Here is an 18850-nt window from a genome sequence, read left to right as displayed (position 1 = left end):
GCACGGCGTAGCCGGATCCCGGGCACGGCGTAGCCGGATCCCGGGCACGGCGTAGCCGGATCCCGGGCACGGCGTAGCCGGATCCCGGGCACGGCGTAGCCGGATCCCGGGCACGGCATCATCCGAAGGCGTACCGACGGCGGTCGGTACGCCTTCGCCGTCAGCGGAGGGTGGCCCGCCGCGGCCGGCACCCCCGCGCCCCGGCCGAAGGCGGCCCGCCCAGGCCGGTGCTCCACCAGCACGCCGTCAGCCGAAGGCAGCCCCCGCGCCGTCATTACTCGCGCGCGCACCCTCGGTCGCAGTTGGTCCGCCGCAGCCGGTACGCCGGCACCGCCAGCCGAAGACGACCCGCCCCGGACAGCCGTGCCCCAGGCCACCGCCGGCCGAAGGCAGCCCGCCACAGCCGGTACTCGCGCACCCCGGTCGAAGGGTGGTCCGCCACATCCAGCACTCCAGCATGCCCCCGTCCGCATGCCGCCCATCGCAGCCCCGCTCCCGCACGCCCCCGCCCGAAGGCGGCCCCGACGCCGTCGATACTCGCGCGCCCTCGGCCGAAGGCCGCCCGCCGCAGCCGGTACGCCGGCACCGCCAGCCGAAGATCACCCGCCCCGGACAGCACTCGGGCCCGCCTTCGGCCGAAAGCGGACCCGGCGCCGTCGTCACTCCCGCGCACCCTCAGCCGAAGCCACCCACCCCAGCCACCACTCCCGAACGCCCCGTCCGCATGCCGCCCATCGCAGCCCCGCTCCTGGACGCCCCCATCCGCATGCCGCCCATCGCGGCCCCCGCTCCCGGACGCCCCCGGCCGAAGGCGTCCCATCGCAGCCCGCTCCCCCGCCCCCTCAGCCGAAAGTAGCCCGCTCCAGCCAGTACTCCAGCAGCTCCCGCTCGCCGAGGATCTCCAACTCGCCCCCGTCGAGGGGCCGTCGGCGGTAGAAGGCGAGCAGTACCTCGGTGAGCGGGCCGCGCAGCGCGACCGTCGCCCGCTCATGGGCGCGCCGCCAGACGACGCCGTCCCCGCCCAGCTCGATCAGCCACTCGGCAGCCGTCTCCGGGCGGGCGTCGGTGGCGTGCAGGTGGATGCTGCCGCGCCGCCGGTTCAGCTCGACCGCCTCGGGGTCCCCGGTGCGCTCGGCCCAGGCGACGATCCCCAGCCACTCGTCGATCGCGTCGGCGGCCACCTCCGGCGCCACCGTGTAGGGCAGGCCCGCGGCGAGCGTGGCGTCCGCCCGGTGCACGACGAGCTCGTGGGTCATCCGGCGGGCCCAGAACCCGGCGTCGTGGACCCCGGCCCAGCCCCACACCTCGGCGTCGGGCCCGGCCTCCCGCAGCGCGCCGGTGAGCAGTTCGCCGCTCTCGGCCAGCCAGGCGTCCAGCGCGGCCGGGTCCCCCTCACCCTCCGGGCCCTCGGCGGCGGGCACCTGTTCCTCCGGGATCTCCTCGGCCGCCCGGGTCCGCACCATCAGGGCGGCCCAGCGCAGGGCGCCGCCGGTGTGCCGCACGAGCTGTTCCAGGGTCCAGTCGGGGCAGGTCGGAACCCGGACCGACAGATCGGCACCGGAGGTGACCACGGCCCTCAACTGCCGTACCTGGTCGATGATCTCCGCGCAGTACCGATCGTGAGCGAGTGACGTCATGGGCGGCACCCTAGGGCCCTTCTGATGGATCTAGGCCTCGACCGGTCAGCCGAGCACAACGATTTCGTCCGCGTCGAACTCCACCCCGACCTCGTCCCCGACCTCCGGGGCGCTGCGGAGCGCGCACGCGGCCTCCAGGCGGGGCGCGTCCTCGGGCTGGAGGTGGACGGCGACATGGGTGCCCTTGAAGGTGCGGGCGGCGACCGTGCAGCGAAGGCCCCGGTCGACGTCGGTCAGGCGGACCCCGGCCGGCCGGACCAGGAGCGTGCGGGTTCCCTCGGCGGTGCCGTCGGGCACCGGGAGCTTGCCCCACGGGGTGGCCGCGGCCTGCCCGGCGACGGTCGCCGGCACCACGTTGTCGAAGCCCAGGAAGCGGGCCACGAACGCGTCGGCGGGCCGCTGCCACACCTCAAGGGGCGTGCCCGTCTGGGCGATCCGTCCGTCCCGCATCACCACGACCCGGTCGGCGAGCGCGAAGGCCTCGCCCTGGTCGTGGGTGACGGCCAGTACGGTCGTGCCCAACTCGCCGAACAGTTCCCGCAGTTCGATCACCAGGCGTTCGCGCAGTGAGCGGTCGAGCTGGCCGAGCGGCTCGTCGAGCATCAGCAGCCGGGGCCGGGGTGCCAGGGCCCGGGCCAGCGCGACCCGCTGCTGCTCCCCGCCGGAGAGCGCGGCGACGGCCCGGCGGGCGGCGCCCGGCAGTCCGACGAGTTCCAGCAACTCGGCTACCCGGTCGGCCTGTTGCCGCTTCGACGCGCCGTGCATCCGCAGCCCGAAGGCGACGTTGCCGCCCACGTCCCGCTGCGGGAAGAGCTGATGGTCCTGGAACATCAGCCCGACCCCCCGCCGGTGCGCGGGGACGCCCGACTGGTCGTGTCCGTCCAGCGAGACCCGTCCGGCGTCCAGGGGCTGGAGTCCCGCGACCGCCCGCAGCAGCGTCGACTTGCCGCTGCCGCTGGGCCCGAGGACACAGACCACCTCGTGCTCGGCCACCGACAGGTCGACGGCGTCGAGCACGGCCCGCCCGCCGAACCGTACGGTCGCGTTCTCCAGACTCAGCAGCATCGGGGCTCCCCGCTCCGGTCGGTCCGCGGCATCAGAACTCCCCCGTCCGGTCGGTCCGCAGCCGCTCCAGCACCAGCAGCGACACCGCGCACACCACCATCAGAATCGTCGAAAGGGCCATCGCCTGGCCGTAGTTGAGCTGGCCGGCGCGCCCGAGCAGCTTGGCCACCGCGACCGGCAGGGTCGGGTTGTCCGGCCGGGCGATGAACACGGTCGCCCCGAACTCCCCGAGCGACACGGCGAAGGCGAACCCGGCGGCGATCAGCAGCGCCCGCCGCACCATCGGCAGGTCCACCTCCCGCCACACCCGCCACGGCGACGCCCCCAGCACGGCCGCCGCCTCCCGCAGCCGGTGATCAACGGCCCGCAGCACGGGCAGCATGGTCCGTACGACGAAGGGGACCCCGACCAGGGCCTGGGCCAGTGGTACCAGGATCCAGCTGGCCCGCAGATCCAGCGGAGGCTCGTCCAGGGCGATCAGGAACCCGAAGCCGACGGTCACCGCGGACACCCCGAGCGGCAGCATCAGCAGCGCGTCGAACCCGCGGACGAACCGGCCCGCGTCGCGCCGGGTGAGCGCGGCGGCGGCGAGGGCGCCGACCAGTACCGCGATGACGGTGGCGACGGCGGCGTAGGACAGGGAGTTGCCGACCGCGTCGATCGGCGGGACCAGGAAGACTCCGCCGTCGGGCGAGGCCAGCGCGCGGTAGTAGGCGAAGTCCGGTGCGTCCAGGGAGCGCTGCACCAGCACCCCGAGCGGCAGCAGGATGAGCACGGCGACGGTGCCGAGCACTGCGAGCAGCAGCGCCCACTGCCCGGCCCCGCGCGGCCGGCGTGCGGTGAGCGAGGCGTCCACCAGGCGCAGGGCGCTCTCCCGCCGCCGTACGGTCCAGGCGTGCAGGGCGAGGATCGCGCCGACGGCCGCGAACTGCACGACGGTGAGGACCGCGGCCGTGGACAGGTCGAAGATCTCGGAGGTCTGGCGGTAGATCTCCACTTCGAGGGTGGAGAAGGTCGGGCCGCCGAGGATCTGCACGACGCCGAACGAGGTGAAGGTGAACAGGAAGACCATCAGGGTGGCGGCGGCCACCGCCGGTCCGAGGGCCGGCAGGGTGATCTGCCGCCAGGCGGTGAGGCGGGACGCCCCGAGCATCCGGGCCGCTTCCTCCTGCCGCGGGTCGAGCTGCGCCCAGAGTCCGCCGACGGTGCGTACGACGACCGCGTAGTTGAAGAAGACGTGCGCCAGCAGGATCGCCCACACGGTGGTGTCCAGCCGTACGCCCCACAGCGAGTCGAGCAGTCCGCCGCGCCCGACCAGCGCCAGGAAGGCCGTACCGACGACGACCGTCGGCAGCACGAACGGCACGGTCACCACGGCCCGCAGGACCTGCTTGCCGGGGAACTCCAGCCGCGCGAAGACGTACGCGGCGGGCAGCGCGATCAGCAGGGTCAGCGCGGTGGAGGCGAGCGCCTGCCAGGTGGTGAACCACAGGACGTGCCGGATGTCCGGCTGGGCGGCGACCTCCCAGAGCCGGTCGAAGTGCCAGACCCCGTCGGCGTGCAGACCGCGCGCGACGATCGCGGCGACGGGGTAGGCGAAGAAGACGCCGAAGAACGCGACGGGCAGGACCAGCAGGCCCAGCCGCGCCGCGCGCCCGCTCCGGCCGGTTACTTCAGTACGAGCGAGGTCCACGACTTGACCCACTCGTCGCGGTGTTCGGCGATCTTCGCCGGTGCCATGGTCCTCGGGTCCTTCGCCGCGGGCCCGAACTCGGTGAACTCCGCGGGCACGGCGGCCGCCTCGACGACCGGGTAGACGAACATGTTCAGCGGCATGTCCTCCTGGAACCTCTTGCTGATCAGGAAGTCGATCAGGGCCTTGCCGCCCTCGCTGTTCTTCGCGTTGCTCAGCAGGCCGGCGAACTCGATCTGCCGGAAGCAGGTGCCCTCGGCGACCCCGGTGGGGGCGGTCTCGGGCTTCGGGTCGCCGTAGATCACCTCGGCCGGCGGGGAGGAGGCGTAGGAGACGACGAGCGGCCGGTCGGCCTTGGCGGCCTTGCCGCCGGCCGAGCCGGAGAACTCCTCGTTGTAGGCCTGCTCCCAGCCGTCGACGACCTTCACTCCGTTGGCCTCGAGCTTCTTCCAGTAGTCCTGCCATCCGTCGTCGCCGTACTCGGCGGCGGTGCCGAGCAGGAAGCCGAGGCCGGGCGAGGAGGTGGAGGCGTTCTCGGTGACCAGCAGGTCCTTGTAGGCGGGCTCGACCAGGTCGTCCAGGGAGGACGGCGGCTCGAGCCCCTTCTCCTCGAAGTACTTCTTGTCGTAGTTGACGCAGATGTCGCCGTGGTCGACGGGCGTGACCCGGTGCTTCTCCGCGTCGAGCTGGAACGTGGCGTCGATCTGGTCGAGGCCCTTCGCCTCGTACGACTGGAACAGCCCGTTGTCGAGCGCCCGGGACAGCAGGGTGTTGTCGACGCCGAAGAAGACGTCGCCCTGCGGGTTGTCCTTGGTCAGGATCGCCTTGTTGACGGCCTGCCCGGCGTCGCCGTCCTCCAGGACCTTGACCTGGTAGCCGGAGCTCTTCTCGAACTCGGCGAGGACGTCCTTGGAGACGGCCCACGAGTTGTGGCTGACGAGGGTGACGGTCGTGCCGCCGGAGCCGGAGGACCCGCCGTCGTCGGAGGACCCGCACGCGGAGAGCGTGACGAGTCCGAGGCCCACGGCCATGACCGTGGCCTTCTTGGTGATGCTCACTGACTTCCTCCTGGAGTGGACCAGGAAGAGACGCGGCCCTGCCCCGGACAACCCCCGGGGCAGGGCGCAACAGCTCGAGTGACGACCGATCTCCCTACCCAGAATGACCTGGGCGAGGTTCAGAGGGTCTGCGGCCCGGTGCCGCACTCTCAGCGCTGTGGCGCTCCCCTGTCGGAATATGAAGATGTCCGTACGACGATCAGACTACCGCTCGGTGGCCGCCAGCTGACCACACGCCCCGTCGATCTCCTGGCCTCGGGTGTCCCGGACGGTCACCGGCACCCCGTGGGCGGCGATGGCCTCCACGAACGCCTTCTCGTCCTCGGGCCGCGAGGCGGTCCACTTGGACCCCGGAGTCGGGTTCAGCGGAATCAGGTTCACGTGCACGGGCTTGCCCTTGAGCAGCCGCCCGAGCCGGTCGCCGCGCCAGGCCTGGTCGTTGATGTCCCGGATGAGCGCGTACTCGATGGACAGCCGGCGCCCGGACTTCGCGGAGTACTCGAAGCCCGCGTCGAGGACCTCGCGCACCTTCCACCGCGTGTTCACGGGGACGAGGGTGTCACGCAGCTCGTCGTCGGGCGCGTGCAGCGAGATCGCGAGCCGGCACTTGAAGCCCTCGTCGGAGAACCGGTGGATGGCCGGCACCAGACCGACCGTCGAGACGGTGATGCCGCGCTGCGACAGCCCCAGCCCGTCGGGCTCGGGGTCGGTGAGCCGACGGATGGCGCCCACGACCCGGTTGTAGTTGGCGAGCGGCTCGCCCATGCCCATGAAGACGATGTTGGACAGCCGCGCGGGCCCGCCGGGCACCTCGCCGTCGCGCAGCGCCCGCATCCCGTCCACGATCTGGTGGACGATCTCGGCGGTGGACAGGTTCCGGTCCAGCCCGGCCTGCCCGGTGGCGCAGAACGGGCAGTTCATGCCACAGCCCGCCTGCGAACTGATGCACATGGTCACCCGGTCCGGGTACCGCATCAGCACGGACTCGACGAGCGTGCCGTCGAACAGCCGCCACAGCGTCTTGCGGGTGGTCCCCTGGTCGGTCGACAGATGCCGCACGACCGTCATCAGCTCGGGGAACAGCTCCTCGCGCAGCTTGGCCCGGGACCCGGCGGGGATGTCGGTCCACTGTTCGGGGTCGTGCGTGTACCGCGCGAAGTAGTGCTGAGAGAGCTGCTTGGCACGGAACGGCTTCTCCCCGACCGCGGCGACGACGTCCTTCCGCTCGGCAGGCGAAAGATCGGCAAGATGCCGCGGCGGCTTCTTGGCCCCGCGCGGCGCTACGAATGTGAGTTCTCCGGGCTTAGGCATAACTCCCCCAGTGTCGCAGATCAACACGGGACCCCCGGGCCGGAACGGGGTGGGGGCGGTCACCCGCGGACGACGCCTGCCGGGCACGGACGACCCCGACGCAGCCGAGGGACACCCCCTCCGACCTGCCCAATGACAACCCACGCAAGCAATGGCGCCACCCCACCCCGCCAGAGCGCCACAAATAGCTCCACCTCGCGCCATCAATGTGCCATCATGGCACCACTACGGCACACGCCCGGCCCTCGCAGGCCCGGGATGCGCCACCGGGGGATCGAAGAGGTGGGGGCAGGTCATGGAGACAGCGACAGTGGCGCCGCGGTCGCGGGTCGCATCCGGCGCCTTCGCCGCGTTCGTCCGCTTCGTCGTCTGCGGCGGCGGAGTGGGCCTGGCCTCCAGCTTCGCCGTGGCGGGGCTGGCCTCCTGGGTCCCGTGGGCCCTGGCCAACGCCCTGGTCACCGTGGTGTCCACGCTCCTCGCCACCGAGCTGCACGCACGTTTCACCTTCGGCGCGGGCGGACGGGCGACCTGGCGGCAGCACGCGCAGTCGGCGGGGTCCGCGGCGGCCGCGTACGTGGTGACGTGCCTGGCGATGCTGCTGCTCCAGCAGCTGGTGGTGGCGCCGGGCGCGGTGCTGGAGCAGGCCGTCTACCTGTCCGCCTCGGCGCTCGCCGGCGTCGCGCGCTTCGTGGTGCTGCGCCTGGTCGTCTTCGCCCGCGGACGCGGGCAGGTCCAGGACACCGACCCCGCCGGCGGGAAGAGCGCGGACCCCGTACCCGCCCCCGCCGGCTGGAGCAGCGCGGACCCCGTCCGTACCGCCCGCCCCGCGCGGAGCACCACCCACCGGACGGCCCTCTGCCGCGCGGCGTGAGGGGTCCGGTGGGCGGGGGCAAGGATGCGGACTACGCCGCGCTCCCCTCCAGCCGCTCCTTGAGCAGCAGCTCGTCCCTCGGCAGTTCCCTGCGGACCTGCGGACGGACGAGGAGGGGCACGAGAACCCGGCCCACGCCGTGCGCCTCGAAGTCGATCTCGATGGTGACGCGCGAGCGCCGCCCGTCGTCGAGCGGTTGGATCGAGCCGTGGGTACGGGGCCGGACGGGCCCCGCGACCCCGTGCAGGTCCCAGCTGTGCGGCGGGTCCAGGTCGTCCCACTCGACGGTCATCGGAACCTCGCGATTGCCGATGCGCCGGGTGACCCTGACCCGGGAACCGGCGTGCATCGGTCCCGCCTCCTCCGGCTCCGCGCTGACGGCGCTCAGCTGCCATTCCGGCAGATGGGACGGCGTGGTGATATACGCGAAGGCCTCATCGGGCGTGCAGTCGACGTCGACGGACTCTCGGATGACTGACATGACGGACCCCCTTTCGGGCGTACACCGAAATCGTCCCACCACCGGGCCCCCGAGGACAGAGGCCCCGGACGACACAGGAGCCCCCGCCACAACGGCGGGGGCTCCTGTGGTGTCGTGCGGGGCCGTCAGCCGGAGCCGACGAACAGGACCAGCAGCAGCCAGACGACCGGCGCGGTCGGCAGCAGCGAGTCCAGGCGGTCCATAATGCCGCCGTGACCCGGCAGCAGCGTGCCCATGTCCTTGATGCCGAGGTCCCTCTTGATCATCGACTCGCCGAGGTCGCCCAGCGTGGCGCTCGCGGCGACCGCGAGGCCGAGCAGCAGCCCCTGCCACCAGGTGCCGTCGTCGATCAGGAACTGCATGCACAGCGCGCCCGCCACCATCGCGAAGCTCACCGCGCCGAGCAGACCCTCGCGGGTCTTGCCGGGACTGATGCGCGGAGCGAGCTTGTTCTTGCCGAAGCGCCAGCCGACGGCGTACGCGCCGGTGTCGCTGACGACGGTCAGCAGCAGGAACGTCAGCACCCGCCAGGCGCCGTCGTCGGCGGTCAGCATCATCGCCACGAAGGTCGCCAGGAACGGGACGTAGAACGCCGCGAAGACGCCCGCCGTCACGTCCTTGAGGTAACCCTCGGGCGGTTCGGTCATCCGCCAGACCAGGACGGCCAGCGCGGTCAGGGCCATCGCCACCCAGGCGCCCTCGGCGCCGCGGACGTACCCGGCGACGACCATGGCCGCGCCGCCGACCGCGAGCGGCACGAGGGGCGCACGGATGCCCTTGCGCTCCTCCAGCCGCTTGGTCAGCTCCCACAGACCGACGACGACGGCGACGGCCACGACGCCGACGAACACGGCCTTGACGACGAACAGCGAGGCGACGATCACCGCGCCGAGACCGACGCCGACCCCTATGGCCGCACCCAGGTCGCGCCCCGCGCTCTTCTTCTGCGGCGGGGGCGCCGGCTGCGGGGCGTCGTGCATGGGCTCCGGATTCTGCGGCGCGGTCCCGTAGGTATGCGCCTGCGGCGGCTGGTCGCGGAACAAGGGACCGCCCAGTCGGGCGGCCCCCCGGTCGTCATCCTGGTCGTCGCCGTAGAAGGGTACGGCGGGTCCGTCGGGCACGATGGGCATGGGGCGAGTGTGCTGCGCCTCAGGCGCATCGTACGTGGGACCCGCCGGGGCAGCCCCCTGGACAGGCCCCTGGTCGGTCGGCCCCCAGTACCCGGCTTGCGGCGGCGCCCCCCAGGAAGAGTCGTTCATCAGACCTCGAGCAGCTCCGCTTCCTTGTGCTTCAGGAGCTCGTCCACCTGGGCGACGTACTTGTGCGTCGCGTCGTCGAGCTCCTTCTCCGCACGGCGGCCCTCGTCCTCGCCGACCTCGCCGTCCTTGACGAGCTTGTCGATCGCGTCCTTGGCCTTGCGGCGCACGGAGCGGATGGACACGCGCGAGTCCTCGGCCTTGCCCTTGGCGACCTTGATGTAGTCGCGGCGGCGCTCCTCGGTGAGCTCGGGGAACACCACACGGATGATGTTGCCGTCGTTGCTCGGGTTGACGCCCAGGTCGGAGTCGCGGATGGCCTGCTCGATGTTGCGCAGCGCGCTCTTGTCGAACGGGGTCACGACCGCCATGCGCGGCTCCGGCACGGAGAACGAAGCCAGCTGGTTGATCGGCGTCGGCGCGCCGTAGTAGTCGGCCACGATCTTGTTGAACATCGCCGGGTGCGCACGGCCGGTGCGGATCGCGGCGAAGTCCTCCTTGGCGACCACGACGGCCTTCTCCATCTTCTCCTCGGCCTCGAGGAGGGTCTCTTCGATCACCACTTGCTCCTGCGTGTCTTGAGTAGGCCCGGCTGCGGTACCTGTGTGGTGGCGGCGGCCGGCTGCGTCGCGTCTTCTTCCTGCACGGTTCCCGACCGGCGGACCATTGTCCATCCCCCAGTCAGGGTCCGTAGGTGTTGCCTGTCAGTCCTGGCTGTCCTGGTCACCCACAAGCGTGCCGATCTTCTCACCCTTGACGGCGCGGGCGATATTGCCCTCCGTCAGAAGCTCGAACACCAGGATCGGAAGCTTGTTGTCGCGGCACAGCGTGATGGCGGTGGCGTCGGCGACCTTGAGGTCCCGGGTGATCACCTCGCCGTAGCCGAGGGAGTCGAACCGGACCGCGTCCGGGTTGGCCTTCGGGTCGGAGTCGTAGACCCCGTCCACGCCGTTCTTGCCCATCAGCAGCGCCTCCGCGTCGATCTCCAGGGCGCGCTGGGCGGCGGTGGTGTCGGTGGAGAAGTACGGCATGCCCATTCCGGCGCCGAAGATGACCACGCGGCCCTTCTCCAGGTGGCGCACGGCCCGCAGCGGGATGTACGGCTCGGCGACCTGGCCCATGGTGATGGCGGTCTGGACCCGGCTGTCGATGCCCTCCTTCTCCAGGAAGTCCTGGAGGGCGAGGCAGTTCATCACCGTGCCGAGCATGCCCATGTAGTCCGAGCGGGCGCGGTCCATGCCGCGCTGCTGGAGCTCCGCGCCGCGGAAGAAGTTGCCACCGCCGATGACGACCGCGATCTGGGCGCCGTCGCGCACGACCGCGGCGACCTCACGGGCGATCTTGTGCACCACGTCGGGGTCCACACCCAGGCCCCCGCCGCCGGAGAAGGCCTCTCCGGACAGCTTCAGCATGTACCGGCCGCGTACTTTGCCGTCGTCGCTCTTCTGGGCCTTGGTGGTCATGGAGATCCCGCCTCTTTCACATGTCGCACATACGAAGAAGGCCATTGCCGGTGGGGTGTTCGCATCCCATGCGCGGCAATGGCCTCCTCGTCAGATCTGCTGTCGTCCGTCACCCGGGTGACGGCGTACGCGGACGACTGCTGTCGACCCTATCGGGGTCGCGCGTCGGTCGCGGTACGGACTCAGATGCCGACCTTGATGCGCGTGAAGCGCTTCAGGGTGACACCGGCCTCTGCCAGGACCTTCTCGACGGACTTCTTGTTGTCGAGGGCGTACGGCTGGCCGAGCAGCGTGGCGTCCTTGAAGAAGCCGTTGAGGCGACCCTCGACGATCTTCGGCAGGGCGGCCTCGGGCTTGCCCTCGGCGCGGGTGGTCTCCTCGGCGACGCGACGCTCGGTCTCGATGACCTCGGCCGGCACGTCCTCCTTGGCCAGGTACTTCGGCGCGAAGGCGGCGATGTGCTGGGCAACGCCCTTGGCCAGGTCGGCGTCGGCCTTGTCCAGCTCGACCAGGACACCGATCTGCGGGGGCAGGTCGGGCATGGTGCGGTGCATGTAGGCGTAGACGAAGCCGTCGGCGAACTGCGCGAAGCGGTCGAGGACGATCTTCTCACCGAGGTTGGCGTTGGCCTCGTCGACGAAGGCCTGCACGGTCTTGCCGGCCTCGATCTCGGAGGAGAGCAGCGCCTCCAGGTCGGCCGGGGAGGTGGCGGCGACGTGCTGCGCGATCTGGTTGGCGGCGGCCTGGAACTTCTCGCCCTTGGCGACGAAGTCCGTCTCGCACTTCAGCTCGACCAGGACACCGGAGGTGTTGTCGTCGGCGATGAGGGAGACCACGGCGCCGTTCTCGGCGGAGCGGCCCTCGCGCTTGGCGACGCCCTTCTGGCCCTTGATGCGCAGGGCCTCTACGGCCTTGTCGACATCGCCGTCGGCCTCGTCCAGGGCCTTCTTGCAGTCCATCATGCCGGCGCCGGTGAGCTCGCGGAGCTTCTTGACGTCGGCGGCGGTGTAGTTCGCCATGATTCCTGGAATCTCTCTCGAAGTCTGAAGATCTACGGGCCGAACGGCGGGGGCTGGTCGGCCCCCGCCGTCGGAAGACCCGAAGGGGTGAGGGGTCAGGCCTGCTCGGCCTCGGCGGCCGGAGCCTCGGCCTCAGCGGCGGGGGCCTCAGCCGGAGCCTCGGCCTCGGCGGCAGGGGCCTCGGCGGCGGGGGCCTCAGCCTCGGCGGCGGGGGTCTCGGCGGCGGCCGGGGCCTCCTCGGCCTTCTTCTCGCCCTCGAGCAGGTCGCGCTCCCACGCGGCGAGCGGCTCGCCCGCGCCCTTGTCACCCTTGTCGCCGGTGGCGACGCCGGAACGGGAGATGAGGCCCTCGGCGACGGCGTCGGCGATCACGCGGGTGAGCAGGGTGACGGAGCGGATCGCGTCGTCGTTGCCCGGGATCTTGTAGTCGACCTCGTCGGGGTCGCAGTTGGTGTCGAGGATGGCGACGACCGGGATGTTGAGCTTCCGGGCCTCGCCGACCGCGATGTGCTCCTTCTTGGTGTCCACGATCCAGACGGCGCTGGGCACCTTCTGCATCTCGCGGATACCACCGAGGGTCTTCTCCAGCTTGGCCTTCTCGCGCGAGAGGACCAGGAGCTCCTTCTTGGTCAGACCCGAAGCGGCGACGTCCTCGAAGTCGATCTGCTCGAGCTCCTTGAGGCGCTGCAGACGCTTGTAGACGGTGGAGAAGTTGGTGAGCATGCCGCCCAGCCAGCGCTGGTTGACGTAGGGCATGCCGACGCGGGTGGCCTGCTCGGCGATGGCCTCCTGCGCCTGCTTCTTCGTGCCGACGAACATGACCGTGCCGCCGTGGGCGACGGTCTCCTTGACGAACTCGTAGGCGCGGTCGATGTACGACAGCGACTGGAGCAGGTCGATGATGTAGATGCCGTTGCGCTCGGTGAAGATGAAGCGCTTCATCTTCGGGTTCCAGCGACGGGTCTGGTGACCGAAGTGGACGCCGCTCTCCAGCAGCTCCCGCATCGTGACGACGGCCATGGCCGTATCTCCTTGATTTTCTCGGTTGTGCCGCGGGTGCCGGACGGCTCCCGCGCCTGACGCCCGCATGCGCCGTGCCACGAAGGACCGAGGAGCGCTGACACAGGTCGTTGAACCGACCCGATGTCGGGGCGTGCGAAGTCGACCCGGTGACCCGGATCGCCAGAAGAAGTGTACGGGACCGAGAAGGCACCGGGTGACGCCGCTGTCCACAAGCGGACGGCGGTCCACAGTTCACGCCATGATCGGCGGGGTGCGGCGAGCCTTGGGCGATGCGAGCGAAACTCTGCGCGGGTACGGCGATGGCGGCGGCGCTGGCCTGCCTGGTGCTGCCGGGTACGGGCGCCGGGTCCCCGCCGTCCCGCCCCACGGTGGCCGCCGTCGCGGCCGGGGCCGACGCGGTCCCTCCGGTGGCCGAAACCTGGCCGGTCCCCCGCCCCGTGGTGCTGCGCGCCTGGGACCCGCCGCCGACGCCCTACGCCCGGGGTCACCGGGGCGTGGACCTGGCGGCCGAGCCTGGAACTCCTGTACGGGCGGTGGCGGCGGGGCAGGTCCTTTTCGCCGGTCCGGTGGCGGGCCGGGGCGTCGTCTCGGTCGAGCTGACCGGCACCGGCGGCCCGCCGCTGCGGACGACGTACGAGCCGGTCACCGCGCGGGTACGCAAGGGCGAGCAGGTCACGCCGGGCCAGGTCGTCGCCACGGTGTCCGGACCCTCACCCCACTGCCCGGCCCCCTGCCTCCACTGGGGTCTGCTGCGGGGGAAGACCTACCTGGACCCCCTGTCCCTGCTCCCACCCCACCTGCTGAACCGGGGCCCGTCGAGACTCCTGCCCGTACTCGGGGTGCCACTGCCGTAGGCCGGGGCGAGGCCCGATGCCGGACCGGCCCGGCACCGGGGTGCCACTGCCATAGGCCGGGGCAAGGCCCGATGCCAGGCCGGCCCCGGCGCCGGGCGCCAGGCGTCGCGGCGTCGCGGCGTCGCGGCGTCGCGCGGAAGGGCCCTAGCCCCGCACCCCTCGCAGCGCCATCGACACCGCCGCTTCCGTGATCGCGGTGGGGTCCTCCGCCGCGCCCAGCTCGATGCGCCGTACCGCCGCGTCCACGACCCCCTGCAAGAGCATCGCGGCGAGCCGCGGCTCGGCGTGGCCCATCTCCCCCAGCGCCTCGACGATCATCGCGACCAGTCCGCCGTGCGCGGCGCGGATCTTCTCCCGGGCGCCCGAGTCCAGCTCGCTCGCGGAGATGGCGACCACGGCCCGGTGCCGCCGGTCCCCGACGAGCGCCAGCTGGGCCCGCACATACGCCTCGACCTTGCCCTCGGCCGACGAGGCCCGCTCCATGGCCGCCGAGACCTCCGCCGCCCAGACGGGGAAGTCGACCTCGCACAGCTCCTCGACCACGGCGGCCCGCGACCGGAAGTACTCGTACACGGACGACCGCGCGAGCCCCGTCCGCTCGGCGAGCGCCGGGAACGTCAGGGCCTCCGTCCCGCCCTCGGACAGCAGGGAACGAGCCGCGTCCAGCAGGGCGGCTCGCTGCATCGACCGGTGCTCGGCCACGGAGGCCGCTCGAATCCTTGGCACGTCGTCCACTGTACGGACGCGCCGCCCACGGCGGGAGTGGCTCCGCGAGCCCGCCCGCTCACCGGCCGAAACTCGCCAGCTTCGCGCGCAGCTGAAGCACCGACTTGGTGTGGATCTGGCTCACCCGGCTCTCGGTCACGCCGAGCACGTTCCCGATCTCGGCGAGCGTGAGCCCCTCGTAGTAGTAGAGCGTCACCACGGTCTTCTCCCGCTCGGGAAGCGTGTTGATCGCCCGCGCCAGGAACCTCCGCAGTTCCCGGTCCTCGGCCACCTCGACGGGGTTGTCCGCGGCGGTGTCCTCCAGGGTGTCCATGACACTGAGGCCGTCGCCGCCCTCACCCCCGACATGCAGCAGCTCCTCCAGCGCCACCACGTTGGCCAGCGACAACTGGCTGAACACCGAGTGGAGTTCGTCCACCCCGATGCCCATCTCCGCGGCCACCTCCAGCTCCGACGGCGTCCGCCTGAGCCGCGCCTCCAGGGTGGCGTAGGCGCGCTCCACGTTCCGCGCCTTCTGCCGCACCGACCGCGGGATCCAGTCGAGCGCCCGCAGTTCGTCGATCATCGCCCCGCGGATCCGGGTGATCGCGTACGTCTCGAACTTGATCTCACGGCCGATGTCGAACTTCTCGATCGCGTCGATCAGCCCGAACACCCCCGAGGAGACGAAGTCGGCCTGCTCCACATTGGGCGGCAGCCCGACGCTGACACGCCCCGCCACGTATTTCACCAGCGGCGAGTAGTGCAGGATCAGCTGCTCGCGCAGCCGCTCGTCCCCCGTCGCCTTGTACGACCGCCACAGCTCGTCGAGTGTCGAGGGAGCGGGGGGCCGCACGCTGCCACCGTCGCGGGCGGCTGGGGGGATCGCCGCCCGGTCGGACCCGGAGGTGTGCTGGGGCATTCGTCGCCTTGTGCCGTTCTGCCGTGAAGTGCGGTCGCCTGGGTGGGGTGTCGGTCTGGTACGGGTCTGAGCCCGAGTTGCCGGTCTGCACCGGAATTCACGTGAGCGTAGCGTGACTGGAGTGTCGCGGTGCGCGAAGGCGGGGGCGCGGAGCGTGCGCAGATACGTTCCGCTGGGCGCCCCCCGGGGGCATGCCGGTCGCTCTGGGTGATCACCTCGGCGCGTCAACTGCGGGAATTTCCAAGGGCGTCGCGGTTCCCCCGGACGGCCGAACACGCTCGGTCAGCACTGGCCCGGATCCCCCCGGACCGAGATCACCGCCTGGCGTGTCAACTTCCAGCCGTCGCCGTGTCGTTCGACGAATCCAAGTGCTCGGAGTTCGTACAGCCGGGCGACGGCGTCGTCCGGTGTGGTGGCGGCGTCGCGGGCGATCTCGTCGGCCGGGGCGGCCCGGCTGCCGGGCAGGGCGTTCAGTACCTGGCGGGCGCCCGGTTCCAGCAGGTCCCGTGGGAGGACGGGCCCGCGCCGGTCCGGCGCGAGCTCTCCCATCTCCCCGACGAGTTCGACGACTTCCGCGGCGTCGGTGACCAGGACGGCTTCCTTGCGCAGCAGTTCGTGCACGCCGGCCGAGAGCCCGCTGGTGACCGGCCCCGGCACGCCCATGGTGTGCCGTCCGAGCCGTTGCGCCGCCCGCGCGGTGGCCAGCGAGCCGCTGCGATGGGCGGCCTCGACGACCACGGTGCCCCGGGTGAGCGCGGCGATCACCCGGTTGCGGACGATGAATCTGCTCGGTGTCGGATGCTCGCCGGGCGGCAACTCCCCGATGACCAGACCCTGTTCCGCGATCCTGCTGATCAACTGGGTGTGCCCGCGCGGATAGGGGCGGTCGACACCGCAGGCCAGCACGGCGACCGTGGCGCCCCCGGAGGCCAGGGCGCCGCGATGGGCGGCCCCGTCGATGCCGTAGGCCCCGCCGGAGACCACCACCCACCCCCGCTCGGCGAGTCCGGCGGCGAGGGCGGCGGCCGTGTGGGCGCCGTACTCCGTGCAGGCCCGGGCGCCGACGACGGCGACCGAGCGCAGCGCCCACATCCGCAGTCCGGCCGGTCCGCGCACCCAGAGCCCCACGGGACGCGCGTCGCCCAGATCGTCGAGTTGCCGCGGCCACTCCCCGGAACCCGGGATGACGAACCGCACCCCGGCGTCCCGGGCCACGTCGAGCGCCTGTGCGGGCGCGGCCCTCCCGGCCCGGGCCCGGAGCCCGGCCCACCGCTTCTCGCTCACCCCGTCGAGCGGGGCGCCGCGGCCCCGCAGGCTGCGGGCGACCTCCCGGACGCCCCGTTCCCTCAGCCAGCGGCCCCCTGTCTCGTCCCCGGGCTCCAGGACCTGGGTGAGGAAGACGCGGTCGAGGAGTTCGGCGTCCGGAGCCGGTGCGCCGTTCACGTCAACGCGCCGATCGCCAGGGGAACCCCACGGGGGACCCCGGTGCGCAGTTGCAGCGCCAGGGCGACGTCCGTGGCGTCCGGCCGGTCGTGGCCGAGCAGGTCGGCTACGGTCCAGGCGACTCTGAGGACGCGGTCCAGCCCGCGCACGGTCAGCACGCCCCGTTCCAGTCCCCGCTCGGCCTCGTCCATCGCGCCGGGGACGGGCCGGAAGCGGCTGCGCAGTTCGTGGCCCGGCACCTCGCTGTTGGTCCGCCACGGTGTGCCGGCCAGCCGGGCGCCGGTGCGGTCCCTGGCCGCCAGGACCCGGGCGGCCACCGTCGCCGAGGACTCGCCCTCGGCGACGCGGCCGGCGAGTTCGGCCCGGGTGACCCGGTCGACCTCGACCCGCAGGTCGACCCGGTCGAGCAGCGGCCCGGACAGCCGGGCCTGGTAGCGGCGGATCGCGGCCGGCGAGCACTCGCACAGGGCGTCGTGCCGGGAGAAGCGGCCGCACGGGCAGGGGTTGGCCGCGAGCACCATCAGGAACCGGGCCGGGAACCGCACGACTCCGGCGCTGCGGGCGATCACGACATGCCCGGACTCCAGCGGCTGGCGCAGTGCGTCGAGGGCGTGGCTGCCGAACTCGGGTGTCTCGTCCAGGAACAGCACGCCCCGGTGGGCGAGCGACACCGCCCCCGGCCGGGCGATGCCGGGGCCGCCGCCGACGAGCGCCTGCATCGTCGCGGAGTGGTGCGGGGCGCAGTAGGGCGCCACGTCGATCAGGGGTTTGCCGGCGGGCAGCAGTCCGGCCACCGAGTGCACCGCCGTGACTTCCAGGGACTCCTCCCTGGCCAGCCGCGGCAGGATGGCGGGCAGCCGTTCGGCGAGCATGGTCTTGCCGGCGCCGGGCGGCCCCTCCAGGAAGAGGTGGTGTCCGCCGGCCGCGGCGACCTCCACGGCGGTGCGGGCCGCGAGCTGGCCGACGACGTCGGCGAGGTCGTGCCCGCCCTCGTGCTGTGCCGCCCCGGGGCTGTGCACCCCGGTGGCCGCTGCGGCCCCCGGCACCCGCAGTCCGGCGAGCAGCGGATCGGGGCGGCCGGGGTCGTCCGGTTCCTCCTCGGGCACGGGTTCGTCGGTGAGCACGGCGATCAGCTGGCGCAGGCTGCGCACCCCCAGCACGGACACACCCGGCACCAGGGACGCCTCGACGGCCGAGCACTCGGGGACGACCACCTGGGCGTAGCCCGCGTCGGCCGCGGCGATGACCGCGGGCAGGATGCCGCGCACGGGCCGGACCCGGCCGTCCAGGCCCAGCTCCCCGATCATCACGATGTCGGCGAGGACCCGTGGGTCGATCCGTTCGGCGGCGCCCAGCACCGCGCAGGCGACGGCCAGGTCGAAGCCGCTGCCGCCCTTGGGCACGGACGCCGGGCTGAGTCCGACCGTCAGCTTCTTCTGCGGCCAGCCGACGCCGGAGTTGACCACGGCGGCGCGGACCCGCTCCCGGCTCTCGGTGAGGCTCTTGTCGGGCAGGCCGACCAGGGTGAACGCGGCGACGCCCGGTTCGAGGTCGGCCTGGACCTCGACGACCACGCCCTCCACCCCGACGAGGGCCACCGCGCACGTACGTGCGAATCCCATCACGCCACCCCCCGCACATGGTCGACGAGGGGTGCGCCCCGCCGGGGCAGGAGCACGCCGACGAGGTCGATGCGGACGCCGCCGGGCGGGGCTCCTCCATGACTTTGGATCCAGCGTTCGGCCAGGTCGCGAAGGCGTTGCGCCTTCTCCGGAGTGACCGCGGCCATGGGGTGCTCGAAGCGGTCGGCCCTGCGGGTCTTCACCTCGCAGACGACCAGCGCGTCCCCGTCCAGCGCAACGATGTCGATCTCTCCGGTCCGGCCGCAGCGCCAGTTGCGCTCCAGGACCGTCATTCCGGTCTCGGCCAGCCGTCGTGCGGCCAGCCCTTCCCCGTACCTGCCGAGGGCACTGCGTGCGTTCATGTCGGCACCACCTCCGGCACCGACGATCAGCCATCCGCCACCAAGAAGTGGATCTTGGTGGACGGA

Annotated in this window: 17 protein-coding genes and 1 pseudogene; 2 read left to right on the top strand and 16 right to left on the bottom strand. The window is 72.2% G+C overall.

Translation table 11 applies throughout. The features are described 5' to 3' along the window. Positions 1-842: 842 nt before the first annotated feature. The 5 genes from ABT296_RS10810 to rlmN form a co-directional block, all read right to left on the bottom strand. Positions 843-1637, bottom strand: coding sequence for a maleylpyruvate isomerase family mycothiol-dependent enzyme (locus ABT296_RS10810; RefSeq protein ID WP_351925508.1), 795 nt, complete (start codon positions 1635-1637; stop codon positions 843-845). 45 nt (positions 1638-1682) lie between these two features. Further along, a complete protein-coding gene (locus tag ABT296_RS10805) occupies positions 1683-2702 on the bottom strand; it encodes an ABC transporter ATP-binding protein (protein WP_351925506.1) in 1020 nt (339 codons plus the stop codon). A 31-nt stretch (positions 2703-2733) separates the two neighbouring features. Next, complete coding sequence (locus ABT296_RS10800) at positions 2734-4395, bottom strand: ABC transporter permease (protein ID WP_351925503.1); 1662 nt, start codon at positions 4393-4395, stop codon at positions 2734-2736. Then, complete coding sequence (locus tag ABT296_RS10795) at positions 4371-5453, bottom strand: thiamine ABC transporter substrate-binding protein (protein ID WP_351925501.1); 1083 nt, start codon at positions 5451-5453, stop codon at positions 4371-4373. The genes ABT296_RS10800 and ABT296_RS10795 overlap by 25 nt, the downstream gene beginning before the upstream one ends. Positions 5454-5657: 204 nt before the next feature. Then, a complete protein-coding gene (gene rlmN / locus ABT296_RS10790) occupies positions 5658-6764 on the bottom strand; it encodes a dual-specificity RNA methyltransferase RlmN (protein WP_351925499.1) in 1107 nt (368 codons plus the stop codon). A 295-nt stretch (positions 6765-7059) separates the two neighbouring features. Between rlmN and ABT296_RS10785 the strand changes: the two genes are divergently transcribed. After that, a complete protein-coding gene (locus ABT296_RS10785) occupies positions 7060-7635 on the top strand; it encodes a GtrA domain-containing protein (RefSeq protein WP_351925497.1) in 576 nt (191 codons plus the stop codon). Between the two features lie 31 nt (positions 7636-7666). Here the strand turns inward: ABT296_RS10785 and ABT296_RS10780 are convergent, their stop codons facing one another. The 6 genes from ABT296_RS10780 to rpsB all read right to left on the bottom strand — a co-directional run bounded on the left by ABT296_RS10780 (position 7667) and on the right by rpsB (position 12873). After that, positions 7667-8116: an SRPBCC family protein gene (locus ABT296_RS10780; protein WP_351925496.1), complete on the bottom strand. Its 450-nt coding sequence runs from the start codon at positions 8114-8116 to the stop codon at positions 7667-7669. A 125-nt stretch (positions 8117-8241) separates the two neighbouring features. After that, positions 8242-9375: a phosphatidate cytidylyltransferase gene (locus ABT296_RS10775; RefSeq protein ID WP_351925494.1), complete on the bottom strand. Its 1134-nt coding sequence runs from the start codon at positions 9373-9375 to the stop codon at positions 8242-8244. Beyond that, entirely contained in the window at positions 9375-9932 is a 558-nt protein-coding gene (gene frr / locus ABT296_RS10770) for a ribosome recycling factor (RefSeq protein WP_041821334.1), read from the bottom strand. Before frr ends, ABT296_RS10775 begins: the two co-directional genes overlap by 1 nt. 144 nt (positions 9933-10076) lie before the next feature. Further along, a complete protein-coding gene (gene pyrH, locus ABT296_RS10765) occupies positions 10077-10835 on the bottom strand; it encodes a UMP kinase (protein WP_351925491.1) in 759 nt (252 codons plus the stop codon). A 182-nt stretch (positions 10836-11017) separates the two neighbouring features. Beyond that, a complete protein-coding gene (gene tsf / locus ABT296_RS10760; protein ID WP_351925489.1) occupies positions 11018-11854 on the bottom strand; it encodes a translation elongation factor Ts in 837 nt (278 codons plus the stop codon). Positions 11855-11949: 95 nt separating this feature from the next. Continuing rightward, positions 11950-12873, bottom strand: coding sequence for a 30S ribosomal protein S2 (rpsB, locus tag ABT296_RS10755; RefSeq protein ID WP_351925488.1), 924 nt, complete (start codon positions 12871-12873; stop codon positions 11950-11952). 272 nt (positions 12874-13145) lie between these two features. Between rpsB and ABT296_RS10750 the strand changes: the two genes are divergently transcribed. Continuing rightward, positions 13146-13730 (top strand): M23 family metallopeptidase, encoded by a 585-nt coding sequence (locus ABT296_RS10750; protein WP_351925487.1) that lies wholly within the window; start codon positions 13146-13148, stop codon positions 13728-13730. Between the two features lie 144 nt (positions 13731-13874). Here the strand turns inward: ABT296_RS10750 and ABT296_RS10745 are convergent, their stop codons facing one another. The 5 genes and pseudogenes from ABT296_RS10745 to ABT296_RS10725 form a co-directional block, all read right to left on the bottom strand. Then, positions 13875-14432 carry a TetR/AcrR family transcriptional regulator gene (locus tag ABT296_RS10745; RefSeq protein WP_351925665.1) on the bottom strand — a complete coding sequence of 186 codons (558 nt, stop codon included), beginning with the start codon at positions 14430-14432 and terminating at the stop codon, positions 13875-13877. 82 nt (positions 14433-14514) lie between these two features. Continuing rightward, positions 14515-15357, bottom strand: coding sequence for an RNA polymerase sigma factor WhiG (gene whiG / locus ABT296_RS10740; protein ID WP_351925485.1), 843 nt, complete (start codon positions 15355-15357; stop codon positions 14515-14517). Between the two features lie 282 nt (positions 15358-15639). Then, the gene (gene dprA, locus ABT296_RS10735) at positions 15640-16917 is read right to left on the bottom strand and encodes a DNA-processing protein DprA (RefSeq protein ID WP_502977228.1); all 1278 of its coding nucleotides are present in this window, start codon (positions 16915-16917) and stop codon (positions 15640-15642) included. Next, a pseudogene (locus ABT296_RS10730) lies at positions 16905-18422 on the bottom strand (YifB family Mg chelatase-like AAA ATPase); the annotation flags it as partial. The pseudogene ABT296_RS10730 and the gene dprA, both read right to left, overlap by 13 nt. Then, a complete protein-coding gene (locus ABT296_RS10725) occupies positions 18422-18814 on the bottom strand; it encodes a YraN family protein (protein WP_351925663.1) in 393 nt (130 codons plus the stop codon). The gene ABT296_RS10725 and the pseudogene ABT296_RS10730, both read right to left, overlap by 1 nt. Between the last annotated feature and the right edge of the window lie 36 nt (positions 18815-18850).

It is taken from the genome of Streptomyces sp. NPDC000983 (assembly GCF_040299205.1).
Classification (GTDB): Bacteria; Actinomycetota; Actinomycetes; order Streptomycetales; family Streptomycetaceae; genus Streptomyces.
The sequence above is the reverse complement of the archived record's forward strand: the minus strand, read 5'-3'. Positions and strand labels throughout refer to the sequence as shown.